This window comes from Paenibacillus sp. D9, from assembly GCF_001188365.1.
GTDB lineage: Bacteria > Bacillota > Bacilli > Paenibacillales > Paenibacillaceae > Paenibacillus_O > Paenibacillus_O humicus.
This window is the reverse complement of the sequence record NZ_JZEJ01000001.1, coordinates 608182-620537: the sequence shown is the minus strand read 5'-3', so window position 1 is coordinate 620537 and position 12356 is coordinate 608182. Positions and strand designations below refer to the sequence as shown.

At 59.7% G+C, this 12356-nt stretch carries 14 protein-coding genes; 3 read left to right on the top strand and 11 right to left on the bottom strand.

Annotation, left to right across the window (positions count from 1 at the left end; genetic code table 11):
* Window positions 1-917 (top strand): methyltransferase domain-containing protein (locus VE23_RS02930; protein ID WP_198156125.1); only part of this gene is annotated, 917 nt, incomplete at its 5' end.
* 144 nt (window positions 918-1061) lie between these two features.
* Here the strand turns inward: VE23_RS02930 and VE23_RS02925 are convergent.
* Complete coding sequence (locus VE23_RS02925; protein ID WP_049867246.1) at window positions 1062-2096, bottom strand: Gfo/Idh/MocA family protein; 1035 nt, start codon at window positions 2094-2096, stop codon at window positions 1062-1064.
* Window positions 2093-2944 carry a sugar phosphate isomerase/epimerase family protein gene (locus tag VE23_RS02920; RefSeq protein WP_049867245.1) on the bottom strand — a complete coding sequence of 284 codons (852 nt, stop codon included), beginning with the start codon at window positions 2942-2944 and terminating at the stop codon, window positions 2093-2095. Before VE23_RS02920 ends, VE23_RS02925 begins: the two co-directional genes overlap by 4 nt.
* Before the next feature lie 156 nt (window positions 2945-3100).
* On the opposite strand from VE23_RS02920, the gene VE23_RS02915 reads away from it, so the two are divergent.
* Both VE23_RS02915 and VE23_RS02910 read left to right on the top strand, forming a co-directional pair.
* On the top strand, window positions 3101-4027 hold the full coding sequence (locus tag VE23_RS02915; protein ID WP_048744869.1) for an AraC family transcriptional regulator: 927 nt from the start codon (window positions 3101-3103) through the stop codon (window positions 4025-4027).
* A 22-nt stretch (window positions 4028-4049) separates the two neighbouring features.
* Complete coding sequence (locus VE23_RS02910) at window positions 4050-4250, top strand: hypothetical protein (protein ID WP_021882283.1); 201 nt, start codon at window positions 4050-4052, stop codon at window positions 4248-4250.
* 4 nt (window positions 4251-4254) lie between these two features.
* Here the strand turns inward: VE23_RS02910 and VE23_RS02905 are convergent, their stop codons facing one another.
* From VE23_RS02905 to VE23_RS02865, 9 genes are all read right to left on the bottom strand, one after another.
* The gene (locus VE23_RS02905; protein WP_049867244.1) at window positions 4255-4743 is read right to left on the bottom strand and encodes a hypothetical protein; all 489 of its coding nucleotides are present in this window, start codon (window positions 4741-4743) and stop codon (window positions 4255-4257) included.
* Window positions 4744-5036: 293 nt separating this feature from the next.
* The gene (locus VE23_RS02900) at window positions 5037-5540 is read right to left on the bottom strand and encodes a ferritin (RefSeq protein ID WP_048744868.1); all 504 of its coding nucleotides are present in this window, start codon (window positions 5538-5540) and stop codon (window positions 5037-5039) included.
* A 128-nt stretch (window positions 5541-5668) separates the two neighbouring features.
* On the bottom strand, window positions 5669-5890 hold the full coding sequence (locus tag VE23_RS02895; RefSeq protein WP_021882280.1) for a DUF1450 domain-containing protein: 222 nt from the start codon (window positions 5888-5890) through the stop codon (window positions 5669-5671).
* Between the two features lie 26 nt (window positions 5891-5916).
* Complete coding sequence (locus tag VE23_RS02890) at window positions 5917-6636, bottom strand: DnaD domain-containing protein (protein ID WP_084781240.1); 720 nt, start codon at window positions 6634-6636, stop codon at window positions 5917-5919.
* Between the two features lie 39 nt (window positions 6637-6675).
* Window positions 6676-7974, bottom strand: a complete 1299-nt coding sequence (gene asnS / locus VE23_RS02885; protein WP_048749031.1) for an asparagine--tRNA ligase — start codon at window positions 7972-7974, stop codon at window positions 6676-6678.
* Window positions 7971-9194, bottom strand: coding sequence for an acetate/propionate family kinase (locus tag VE23_RS02880; RefSeq protein ID WP_049867243.1), 1224 nt, complete (start codon window positions 9192-9194; stop codon window positions 7971-7973). The genes asnS and VE23_RS02880 overlap by 4 nt, the downstream gene beginning before the upstream one ends.
* The gene (locus tag VE23_RS02875; protein WP_048749027.1) at window positions 9191-10063 is read right to left on the bottom strand and encodes a 3-hydroxyacyl-CoA dehydrogenase family protein; all 873 of its coding nucleotides are present in this window, start codon (window positions 10061-10063) and stop codon (window positions 9191-9193) included. Before VE23_RS02875 ends, VE23_RS02880 begins: the two co-directional genes overlap by 4 nt.
* A gap of 218 nt (window positions 10064-10281) precedes the next feature.
* Complete coding sequence (locus VE23_RS02870; protein WP_048749025.1) at window positions 10282-11781, bottom strand: AAA family ATPase; 1500 nt, start codon at window positions 11779-11781, stop codon at window positions 10282-10284.
* Entirely contained in the window at window positions 11774-12310 is a 537-nt protein-coding gene (locus tag VE23_RS02865; protein ID WP_048749024.1) for a hypothetical protein, read from the bottom strand. Before VE23_RS02865 ends, VE23_RS02870 begins: the two co-directional genes overlap by 8 nt.
* Window positions 12311-12356 lie beyond the last annotated feature (46 nt).

Genomic DNA, 12356 nt, shown 5'->3' with positions numbered 1-12356 from the left:
CTCCCCGGGCCATCCGTTATTACGAACAGACCGGCTTGCTGCCGGCCAGCGCCCGCACCGAAGGCGGATACCGCTTCTATAGCGGCGATGACATCGATCGCTTGAGATGGATAGCGGCTCTGCGTGAATGGGGAATCCCGCTCTCCTCTATTGCCGGCATGCTGGACGGTCTTGGAGACCGGGAAGCTTTCCTGCTGGCGGCTGGAGCAGCGAGGCAATCGCTGTACGAGCAATGGCTGGACGCCTCGGCCGCCTTGAAGTCGCTGGACCAGGGAATGGCCGCCTGGCAGAGCCGATCCGGACTCCCTTCGCTGGATGAATTGAAAGAGTCCTCCCGGGAGCTCCAGCAACAACGAAAAACCCGCGGCAGCTGGACCGACGGGATCGGTTGGGATGGAATGGCGGCTGCAGCCGGAGAGGAAGCGCCGGTCCGATCGCTTCCTGCCGGGTACTCGTTAGAGCGGTATGTAGCAACGCTTGCAGAGCTGGCTGATTGGCTCGACCCGTTGCCAGGAGAAACCGGCGCCGATCTCGGCTGCGGAACCGGCAATCTGACGAGGCTTTTGGCCGCAGGCGGAGCCCGCTTAATCGCTGTCGACGTCTCCTCGTCCATGCTTGCCCTGCTGGCCCGCTCACTTCCTCAGACCGAGACGCGCCAAGGCAACCTGCTTGCTCTGCCTCTTCCTGACCGAAGCTGCCACTTCGCGGCGAGCAGCTTCGTGCTGCAGCATCTGGATCATGATGAACGCCTCCTCGCACTGCAAGAAATGCGACGTGTGCTCCTGCCCGGCGGCAGGCTGGCGATCGCGGCGCCGTTGAGCGACAGGGAGCTCGGCGAGCTCCGGCGCCCTTTGGCAGCTGAAAGTTGCGAACTTTTTCGCTGTGAGGACGGGATGCTGCTGGCAGTTGTTTCCTGATGCAAGCGATGGCCCCGTCCTCCCTATGACGAACTCTCCAACCTCTATAACAATCCGAAGCAAAGCTCAAAACCCGTTTTAAAATCAAAAGGCCGCCCTAGAAGGGCAGCCTCTTGATTCCCTAGCGGAGCTTCCGCCCTGCTCTTATTTAACCGCCGCTCCAGCCAGGCTCACCCACTCGCCCCGCTTGTCGGCGGAAGCCAGCTCCGCCTCCACGATGGCGATCGTCGACATCGTGCTGACCGGATGGGCTTCCTCGATCGGCTCTCCGGCCAGCAGCTTCTCCACGAAGTATTTCAGCTCGTAGTAATAGCCCTGATCGTCCGGCAGATCCGCTTCGAAGCCCGGCGCGTCATTCGGGTTCACCTTCACGGCGCCGCCGCTGAACTGGACATTGCCCCGCTCGAAGTTGACCCGGAAGCCCATCTCGAAGCCGAAATCGCCGTTCAGAGTCCAGTCGACCTGGGAATGGACGACCTCGCCGCCGCCATAGCGGTAATGGGTGGACACGATGTCGTAGCCGCTTCCCGGAATCACGTTGACGGCTTGCGTCGAGACGGCTTCCGGCATGCCGAACAGCCAGTTGACGACATCCGTGTCATGCACGTGCATATCGAGCAGGGCGCCGCCTCCCTTTTCCTTTTGCAGCACCCAGGGGCCCCAGTCCGGCGTGCCGCCGCCGCGGTAGAAGTACGCATAAGTCGGCTTGCCATATGTTCCTTCGGCGATCAGATCCCGCAGATACACATATGCGGGCCAGAAGCGCAGGCATTGCCCGATCATGAGCGATTTCCCGGTTCTCTCGGAAGCCTGGAGCATCTCCAGGCATTCCGCCACGTTCGATGCCATCGGCTTCTCGCACAGCACATGCAGGCCCTCTTCCAGGCACATGACCGTCACGCTGCGATGCAGATGCGTCGGCAGCGCAATATCGACGGCGTCCAGCTGCTCCTTGTCCAGCATCTCCTGCAGCGACGTATACAGGGAGAAAGAGGACAGGTCGAGCTGTGAAGTGCCCGCATCCAGATTTCCTCCGCCGCCTTCGCCGCGAAGCTTGGCGGGATCCGCGTCGCAAATGGCCGCCACCTGCACGGCCACGCCTTCCTTGGCCAGCCTGATGTAGTTTTCCAGATGGGCCCTTCCCATGAATCCAAGTCCGATGATTCCGATTCTGATCATGCGCGGCCGCTCCTTCCGAGAATGGCGTCCATAGCCGCCGAAGTATTGAAGATGATTTGGCTCCCGTGATGGGTGTAAGGAGGAATCATTTCCGCCGTTACAAAGCTGTCGTAGCCGATGGCGCGCAGCGCGCCGACGACGGCCGGATAGTCGACGTCGCCGGCCAGCAGGTCGACGAAGCCGTGCAGGCCGCCGGCCTGCCTGCGATAATCCTTGAAGTGGACCTTCTTGATCCGGCTGCCGAGAATCGGGATCCAATGCTCCGGATAGCCGGAGTGCACGACGTTGCCGACGTCGAAATAGGAGCCGACATAATCGGAGCCGATCTCGTCGATGAACCCTCTCAGCTCCAGCGGAGACAGCAGGAACTTGTTCCAGACGTTCTCGATGCCGATCGCCACCTTGGCTGCCTCGGCGTCCTTGGCGAGCCGCGAAAGTCCCTCCAGCGCGCGCTCGTAGGCCTTGTCGTAGGGAACGGCCTCTGCGTCGGGAATGAAGTCGACTCCGACCGCGCCGGGCACGACGAGAATCGTGTCCACGCCGAGCAGCGCAGCGCATTCCAGCTGCCGCTTGACGATGTCCGCCGACTTCGTGCGGACGGCTGCGTCCGAGCTTGTGATCGGATAACTCCAGTACAAGCCGCTCGCGAGGCTCGCCAGCTCGATGCCTTTATCCTCCGCCAGCTTGCGGATCCCGATGATATCCCGGTCCGTGCTTTCCAGGCTCAGCGGCCCGTTCTCCTCCAGCGCAAGCTCGATGCCGTCGAAGCCGGCGGCAAGCGCCAGGTCCATGCTTTCCTCAATGCCCGTACCCGCCGGGAACGACCAGGCGTTGATTCCTTTTTTCATGTCATGCAGCTCCTTTCGGATTTCTGTATCCGCTTCCTTGCTGCGATTATATCAATCTCCCTTCCGATTGGATTTGTCGCATCAGCCGTTAAATTTGCACTCCAACATGGTAAAATGGAAACCGATCCTATCCCTAGACCGCGAGGAGATGCCCGCATGCCGTTCAGCCGCTTGATTCTGGAGACGCCCGTACAGGTGGAGAGCCTGATCTCCTTTCATTATTTCGAATATCCGACGGGCTTCCTGTTCGAAGGGGAATCGCATGACTTCTGGGAGCTTCTCTATGTAGACAAGGGAGAGGTGGAGGTTCGCGCAGACGACCGGCTGCTGACGCTGAAGCAGGGTCAGCTGATTTTCCATAAGCCGGGAGAGTTCCACACCGTGCGCGTGGATGCCGGTCATCGGCCCCCCAATCTCATCGTCATCGCTTTCGGCTGTACGAGCCCGCTCATGCAAGAGCTCGAGAACCGGGTGTCGTATCCCGGCGAACGCGAAAGAAGCTGGCTCGCCCTGCTGCTGCAGGAAGGATTCGCCAGCTTCCTTCCGCCCTACCATACTCCCGGCAGCCATGAGCTGAGCCGCAACCCCCAGGCGCCGGCGGCCAGTCAGCAGGCGTTCCGCCTGCTGCTGGAGCTGCTGCTGATCGGACAGATCCGCAGCGCCCGCTCGGAAGCTCTGGGCGAGCAGGCCGAACAGCGCCGCAGCGTCCCGGCGAAGGCCGCCCGGCTGGAGCAGGATACGGTGCGCCGGGTGCGCGAGATCATGAGGCAGCGGCTGTCCGAGCCGCTGGCGCTCGACGATCTATGCCGGGCAGTCCACCTGGGACGGAGCCGGCTCAAGGAAATCTTTTTGTCCCAGACCGGCATGGGCGTCATGGATGCGTTCAAGGAGATGAAGATCGAGGAAGCCAAGACGCTCATCCGGGAGCGGCGCCATACGTATACGGAAATCGCCGACCGTCTAGGCTATTCCAGCCTTCATTACTTTTCCAGGGATTTCAAGAAAGCGACCGGAATGCCGCCGTCGGAGTATTCGCGAACCGTAACGGCGGCCGCTTCCCTGCCTTCCGATTCCCGCCGCTAACCCAATAAGGAGGTGCCGAACATTGAAGAAGTGGAGCTTGATCGGAATTTGGATGGTGCCGTTGTTCATCGTTTCCATGCTTGCCAGCAGCTTCCCGACAGCCTCCTTCTCGGAGGATGCGAAGGTTCGGATCGTTTTCGAGTGGGCGACAACCTATATGTCTCCTTGGATCATCGTCATTCTGCTTGCCGCCATTCTTCTGAAGCTCCCGCCCCGCAGGTGAACAATCAGTTCGACGTACGGGCCGCCTTCTGGATCGCATTCATGCCGAGGATGACGCACACCCATTCCATTTCGCCGACAGAGCTTGTATAGGTTTCCAGCCGGTAGGCGGACGGAAGCACCCAGCCGCTTACTTTCCGGAATCCGGCCGCCATGTTTCCCGCTTCGTCCGTGATTTCGTACAAGTCGGAAAAGGCGGGAGAGGCAATTTCAAAAACGCCCCTTCCAAAGCTGTCGTATTCGAATCTTTTGGACAGGAATGCCAGCCGCTGCCTGAGCTCCCCCGCTTCCCTCTCGCCCTGTCCAAGCACAGACCATCTTCGGGAGAAGAGGGGGAACTTCCCCTGGAACAAGGTCGCTCCATCTCGGTCGAATACTTCCAGCGAGGCTCCGAACATGCTGCGGAGATCGACATGACCGATGACAGTTCCATCCTCGTCCATGATTTCCGTCGGTCCCGAATTGAAAAAGCTGTCTTTGAAATAAATCGGCATCCCTTTCTCTCCTTTCCTAAATGAGACTTATACGTCCACAATTCTGCATCAGTTTCCTCCTTCCTTCCACTGGAAAATCAAGCCGGGACCAAGAAGGTCCCGGCTTGATTTGCTTGTTTATCCATTCACCGGTCCAGCCGTCGAGAACGAAATCCCGCTCCTTCGAAGGAGAGCGCGGGGCTTGGCTGCATAAAAAAGGGAAACGGGGATGAGAAACAAAAAAACACCCCCTTCGCAATCAGTGGAACGACACGGTTCCACTGACGCGAAAAGAGGTGTCCGCTAAAGCGATTCTACTCGGCTGGAGGCGTGAAGGATCTGCCGGCAAACTCCGCATCGAGCATATAGAAGGCGTTGCTGTCGCTCTCGATGCGCTTCAGCTTCTGGATGATGCTGTCGAAAAGGGCTTCTTCCTCCACCTGCTCGTCGATGAACCATTTGAGGAAGTAGATCGTCGCATGCTCTCTGGAATCAAGCGCGAGATCGGCGAGCTGGTAGAAGTTTTTCGTATTCTGCTGCTCGTGGCGGTAGCCATGCTCGAATACGTCCAGCATGGAATCGTATTCGTTCTTCGGCTCCGGCAGCGCCTTCAGCGTCGCGCGGCGTCCGCGGTCGTTGAGGAACCGGTAAATCTTCATCGCGTGGAACCTCTCCTCTTCCGCCTGGACGAGGAAGAAGTTGGAGAAGCCTTCGAGGCTGTCCCCGGAGCAATAGGCCGCCATGGCCAGATAGACATGCGCGGAATAGAATTCGAAATTCATCTGCTCGTTAAGAGCGGTTGCCAATTGATCGTTCACCCTGAATCCCCCTGTCGTCATGGAGACCGCTGAAAAGCTGCCGCTGCGTTCGGGAATCCTTGTTCCGACGTTTCTCCAGAACGATCCGCGCCTACCGCTTGTTTTTCAGCGGCCTCATCGTCATTCGGTCATCGCTTATTCAACCGCTTCTTGATTTTGCGCCGCAGCTTGGCGGGGCCGGACGCCGATAAGGTCTTCCCCTTGACGACGGCGAAGCAGGCTTCCCTGCACAGCCTGCAGCTGCCGAGGCAGTCTTCCTTGACCAGCTTGACTCCCGCCTCCGACTTGAGCTTGCGGTAGGCAGGCTTCGCCCCGTTCTTCAGGTTGCGCCGGCAAAAACGGATTTTCATCCGGCCCTCCTCCCCGCCTCGTCCCGTCAGTTTTTCGACGTCCCGCGGAACTTGCGGGAATGCACCTTCGCTTCCTCCGGCGTCGATACCCGGTTGCGGGACCATTCCAAAAGGATGCGGTCGATATACGTAAAGTGAAGCTTGCCTGCAAATACCGCTTCCCTGAGCGCGAAGCGGATAAGCTCGTCGCTGTACTGGTCAAGGTCGAGCCAGCTGCTGATCCGCTCGCATTCCATCGGAGACAGCGGCCTTCCGAACTCCTGCTCGAACACCGAGAACAAGTTGAGCTCCATCGCAGCCGTCTGGCGGGCGGCCGGTTCCGGCGAAGCGGGCTCCGGACGTTCGGAAGCCGCCCAAGCCGCCGCTCGCTCCAGCCAGCCCTGCCAGTCGTACCGCTCGTAGCGGATGCCGCTGGCGGCGTCGACGGCGTCGTTGATCGTCAGGAAGCCTTCCTTGATCAGCCGGCCGAGCTGCTGCTGGACCGACTTGGCGGTCGCGCCGGTCAGCCGGCCGAGCTCGTCCGGCGTCGGGAAATCCTGACGCAGCGAATCGCGGAACATCATCAGCTGCAGAAGCAGCATCATGTCGCTGTCGCTGAGGCCCAGCTCCCGATAGCTGCGAAGAAGGAGCGCGGGAAGGAAAATTCCCCGTTCTCCCATCAGGGAAGCCAATGCTCTCGTATATTCATGCTGGCTGTTCTCGTTCAAGCGGCTCACCTTCCTCCTGATCGCTGCAACTTGGGTCATGCCGCCGGACCCTCCGGCGGCGATGGCGGTCATGCTGTCTTACGGGTACAGACGGTAAAGCGTGCGCGGGAATGCGATCGTCTCGCGCACATGCTCGAGGCCGCAGATCCAGGCGACGGTGCGCTCCAGACCGAGGCCGAAGCCGGAGTGCGGCACGGTGCCGTACTTGCGCAGGTCCATGTACCACTGATAGGCGTCCAGAGGAAGGTTATGCTCCTCGAAGCGCTGCGCCATCAGCTCCGGATCGTCGATCCGCTGCGAGCCGCCGATGATCTCGCCGTATCCTTCAGGCGCGATCATGTCCGCGCACAGAACGACTTCCGGACGGTTCGGATCCGGCTTCATGTAGAACGACTTGATGGAAGCCGGGTAATGGGTAATGAATACCGGACGGTCGTACTCTTGAGCAATGGCGGTCTCGTGCGGAGCTCCGAAATCTTCGCCCCAAGGCACTTCGAAGCCGTTTTTGTTCAGGAAGTCGATCGCCTCGTCATACGTAATGCGCGGGAACGGAGCCTGAATCGCCTCCAGCTTGGAAATGTCGCGTCCAAGCGTCTCGAGCTCCGGACGGCAGTTGCTGACGACGCTCTGCACGACGTGGCTGACGAAAGCTTCCTGGATGCGGAGGCTCTGCTCCAGATCGACGAACGCCATTTCCGGCTCGATCATCCAGAACTCGATCAGATGGCGGCGGGTTTTCGATTTCTCCGCACGGAACGTAGGGCCGAAGCTGTATACTTTGCCGAGAGCCATCGCAGCCGCTTCCATGTACAGCTGTCCGCTCTGGGTCAGATAGGCGTCCTCGTCGAAGTATTTCGTATGGAACAGGTTGGTCGTTCCTTCGGCGGAAGTCGGCGTCAGGATCGGAGGATCAACCTGGGTGAAGCCGTTCGTATCGAAGTACTCGTTGACGGCGCGCTTGATCTCGGCGCGGATCGTCAGAATGGCGCGCTGCTTCGGCGCGCGCAGCCACAGATGGCGGTGGTCCATCAGGAAGTCGACGCCATGCTCCTTGGGCGTGATCGGATATTCCTGGGTAGCCTGGATGATCTCGATGCCGTCCACGAGCAGCTCGTAGCCGGAAGCGCTGCGCGGCTCTTCCTTGACCGTGCCGGATACATACAGCGAGCTCTCCTGCGTCAGCTTGCCCGCCGCCTCCCATGTTTCCTCGGAGACGTCGTTCTTGGCGACTACGCCCTGGATATAACCGCTTCCGTCGCGAAGCTGGAGGAAGGCGATCTTGCCGCTGGAGCGCTTGCCGTGCACCCAGGCTCCGATGGTGACGCGTGCGCCCGTATGGGCGGATACTTGCTTGATGGTAACGAGATTTTCAATCATGCTTCGGTTTCTCCCTTCGATTGCTCTGCGGCCAGCTTGAACGTATCGCGCGCGATCAGCAGCTCTTCGTTCGTCGGCACGACCATCACCTTCACGCGGGATTCCGGCGTAGAGATGACTCGGGCTTCCTTGCTTCGCTGGGCGTTGAGCTCGCGGTCGAGCTCGATGCCGAGGAACGTCAGCCTCTCGCATACCCGCTCCCGCAGCACGACGGAGTTTTCCCCGACTCCGGCGGTGAACAGAAGCACGTCGATGCCGTTCATGGCGGCCGCGTAAGCGCCGATGTATTTGCGTACGCGGTAAGTATACATTTCAAAAGCGAGACGGGCGTTCTTGTCGCCTTCCGACATCGCTTCCGTAATCTCCCTCATGTCGCTGCTGATTCCGGAAATGGCCAGCAGCCCGCTGTGCTTGTTCAGCATGGAGTTGACCTCCGTCAGCGTGAGGTCTTCCTTGTTCATCGTGTAAGGCACGATCGCAGGATCGAGATCGCCGCTGCGGGTGCCCATCATGAGCCCTTCGAGCGGAGTCATGCCCATGCTCGTGTCGAACGACTTGCCGTTCAGGATGGCGGTCGCGCTCGCGCCGTTGCCGATATGGCAGCTGACGAGCTTGAGCTCCTCCAGCGGACGGCCAAGCACCTCGGCCGCGCGCTCGCTGACATAGGCATGGCTCGTCCCATGGAAGCCGTAGCGGCGGATGCCGTGGCGGCGGTAGAGCACCATCGGAACCGGGTACAGGTACGATTCCTGCGGCATCGTCTGATGGAAGGCCGTGTCGAACACGACGACCTGCGGAACGCCGGGCAGCACCGCTTCGACGGCGAGGATGCCCATCATATGCGCCGGATTGTGCAGCGGGGCAAGATCGAACAGCTTGCGGATCTCCAGCTTCGTCTCGTTCGTCACGATAGCGGACTCCTTGAACGACTCCCCTCCGTGCACGACGCGGTGCCCGACCGCATGGATCTCCGATACGGAGCCGAGCACACCATGCTCCGGATGGACGAGCATGTCCAAGACGCTCTTGATCGCGCTCGTATGCTCCAGAATCTCGTCGACGATGCGCACTTCCGGCTTGTCCGCCGGCTCATGCGTCAAAATCGCGGAATCCATCCCGATCCGCTCCACGCGGCCGCTGGCAAGGACGGATTCGTCCTTCATGTCGTAGAGCTGGTATTTCAGCGAGGAGCTGCCGGCATTGATGACGAGAATGTTCATACACGGTCACCGTCCTTGTCGTAGCTGAAAAATCCCGTACCGCTCTTGACGCCGAGCTGGCCGGCGCGCACCATTTTCTTGAGGATGAAGGACGGCCGGTATTTCAGCTCTCCGTATTCCCGGAACATCGACGAAAGCGCGGCATGGACGGAATCCAGCCCGAACCGGTCGGCCATCTCGAACGGACCGTGCTGGAACGAGTAGCCGATGCGCATCGCGCTGTCGATGTCCTCCGCGGAAGCGGTGCCTTCCTCCAGAATGTGCAGAGCCTCGTTGATGAAGAGGCAGATGAGGCGCGTCGTGACGAATCCCGGGGATTCGAACACCATAACGCCTTTCTTCTCGATCACCTGCTCCACGAAATCCTTCGTGCCCTTGAACGTCTCGTCCGAAGTGCGGAGTCCGCGAACGATCTCGACGAGATCCACCTTGAACACCGGGTAGACGAAGTGCATGCCGATGACCCGCTCCGGATGCGCGGTGACGCTGGCCAGCTCCGTCAGCGACAGTGTCGACGTGTTGCTTGCCAGAATGACCGATGGCGGACAAGCCTTGTCTACGGCTCGGAATACTTCCTTCTTCGCGTCGAGATCCTCGGTGATCGTCTCGATGATGAGCTCGCATTGGGACAGGTCTTCAATCGCCGATACGCCATGGATCCGTCCCAGGATCAGCTTTTTCTCCGCCTGGGTCAGCGCCCACTTCTCGATCTGCTTGTCGAGGCTGACCCCGATATTGTCCAGGCCGGACTTCAGCCTTTCCTCCGACAGCTCCAGCAGATAGACGTCCAACCCTTTGTAGGACAGCATCTCGGCGATGCTCTGTCCCATCGTGCCGGCGCCGATCACGCCGATCTTTCTGTAATTCACAGTATGGTCTCTCCTATTCCCTGTATCTCTAAAGTACCCTTTATTATAACGTTCCGACGGCTGCCGACACAACTTGACACCGTTCTTTTCCGCTATAAAAATCCGGGCCGTTCCAGCTTCATTCAACCGTTCGTTCCCATCTTGTCGCCGAATCGATGCAAATGAAAAAAGAGACGGCATATTCCGTCTCTTTTTGAATGCATGCCAGCCGCTCCAGCCTAAGCGCTGAGGCTCTCCTCCGATGCGATGAGCTTGCGGAACTGCTCGCCGCCAAGCGTCTCGCGGTCGATCAGGATGTTCAGGCAATGCGTGAACAGCTGCCGTCTTGCGGCCAGCATTTCCTTGACCCGGCTCATGAGGCCGTCCAGCACGCTGCCGGATATTTGGGCCCAGCGGTCCGGCGTCATCATCCTGTCCTCAATGATGCCCACTTCGGTCAGGCCGCATTCCACCATCGTCCGGACGATATTGAGCGACTGCTCGAAGTCGTTGCGGGAGCCGGTGCTGCGGCCGCCGTAGAACATCTCCTCCGCGGCTGCGCCGGCAAGAGCAATCATGATCTGGGCTTCCAGATAGTCCTTCGTGTACAGATAATGGTCGTCGCTCGGGTTGTGGCGCACGTACCCGAGCGCTCCGCCGCGCGGCGCGAGCGCGACCTGGGATACGCTGCCCGGACGAAGCAGCTCCGCCGCGATCGCATGGCCAAGCTCGTGGATCGCCACCCGCTCCCGTTCTTCCTTGGTGGACTCGCGGTCGGTCTTCTCGCCCATCATGACCTTGTCGATCGCCATCGTCAAATGATGCTGCTCGACAAGCGGCAATCCTTCGCGCATCGCATAGATGGCGCCCTCGTTCAGGACGCTTTCGAGCTGGGCGCCGGAAAATCCGAACGACTCTTCGGCGATTTTTTCCATGTTCACTTCGTCATGAAGCGGTTTGTTTTTGGAATGGATGTTTAAGATATGAAGACGGCCCTTCTTGTCGGGAAGATCAACGCCGATATGGCGGTCGAACCGGCCAGGGCGCAGCAGCGCCGAATCCAGCATCTCCTTGCGGTTCGTCGCCGCGATGAGGAGAATGCGAGGCGCCTCGTTCGTATGGATGCCGTCCATCTCCGTCAGCAGCTGGTTGAGCGTCTGGTCATACTCCCGATGCTGGCCGCCGTCGCGCTTGCCGCCGATGACGTCGATCTCATCAATGAAGATGACCGCGTTCTTCTTCCCTTCCTTGCCGGCCTTCTTGCGGGCTTCCTTGAACAGATCGCGTATCCGGCCTGCTCCGACACCGACATACATCTCTACGAATTCGCTGCCCGATGCGGCCAGATAGACGGAATCCGTATAATGGGCGGCTGCCTTGGCCATGAGCGTCTTGCCTGTTCCGGGAGGACCGGTAAGCAGGATGCCCTTCATGGGGCGGATGCCGAGCTTGCTGATCTCTTCATGCTTGACCAGGAAATCAAGCGCCTCGACCAGCTCCCCTTTGGCACGATCCTGTCCTCCGATATCGTCGAAGGAAAACGGCGTCGAGCCTTTTACCCGGGCCTCTCTGCGGCCTCCTGCCGCTGCCAGCTGCCCCTTGGACTTGAGCGCGAACAGCAGCACGCCCATAAGCGCAAGCGCCAGCAGAAGAGGAATGATATTCACGCCGCGGAACAACAGAAACGCAAACAGCGAGACCAGAACTCCCCCGCCTATCTCGATGCTGTACTTAGGCATTACTCCAAACCCCCATTCGCTCGCCGGTTCTAGGCAGAATGATATATTTCGTATCGCTGCCGAGCTCCAGCGTCACATATACGTTGCTGTCGTCGATCGAGGTGGCCGTCTTGAGGCCCGGCGTCGCGCGTTCGATTTCCTTCAAGGCATCCGGTATTTCGGAATAGCGGCGGTTCTCCATCGCTTCTGCGACGGTGAACAGCTGGCTTGTCCAGATGGAGTCCAGCTTGGGCTGCGAGCTCTGATCGACCGTAATGACGAGCTTGCGTCCTTCAAGCCATTTGGCGCTGCGATCGGCAATCTGGTCGTGGATGCCCCGCAGATCGGCTCCGGCGCCCAGCTTCAGGCGAACGGTCAGAGAGTCTTTGGAAAGGGTCGGGACGGCAGAGACGACACCCGGCAGCGAATCCACCGCAGATTGCAGCGGACGCTCCACGACGGCCTGGTCATAGGCGTACCAGCCGCCGAAAAGCAAGGCTGCGGTAACGGCGATCGTCGTCAAAAAAGGCACAAGCCTTACTTTGATCAAAGCAAAAGCCCCCTTTATGAAAATCGAAGCGACGGCTCAAAGGCCT

Excerpts from the sequence above, each read along its gene's own strand:
- VE23_RS02925 (WP_049867246.1), bottom strand. The coding sequence starts at position 2,096 with ATGATCAGAATCGGAATCATCGGACTTGGATTCATGGGAAGGGCCCAT.
- VE23_RS02920 (WP_049867245.1), bottom strand. The coding sequence starts at position 2,944 with ATGAAAAAAGGAATCAACGCCTGGTCGTTCCCGGCGGGTACGGGCATT.
- VE23_RS02915 (WP_048744869.1), top strand. The coding sequence starts at position 3,101 with ATGCCGTTCAGCCGCTTGATTCTGGAGACGCCCGTACAGGTGGAGAGC.
- VE23_RS02905 (WP_049867244.1), bottom strand. The coding sequence starts at position 4,743 with ATGCCGATTTATTTCAAAGACAGCTTTTTCAATTCGGGACCGACGGAA.
- VE23_RS02895 (WP_021882280.1), bottom strand. The coding sequence starts at position 5,890 with ATGAAAATCCGTTTTTGCCGGCGCAACCTGAAGAACGGGGCGAAGCCT.
- VE23_RS02890 (WP_084781240.1), bottom strand. The coding sequence starts at position 6,636 with ATGACCCAAGTTGCAGCGATCAGGAGGAAGGTGAGCCGCTTGAACGAG.
- asnS (WP_048749031.1), bottom strand. The coding sequence starts at position 7,974 with ATGATTGAAAATCTCGTTACCATCAAGCAAGTATCCGCCCATACGGGC.
- VE23_RS02880 (WP_049867243.1), bottom strand. The coding sequence starts at position 9,194 with ATGAACATTCTCGTCATCAATGCCGGCAGCTCCTCGCTGAAATACCAG.
- VE23_RS02870 (WP_048749025.1), bottom strand. The coding sequence starts at position 11,781 with ATGCCTAAGTACAGCATCGAGATAGGCGGGGGAGTTCTGGTCTCGCTG.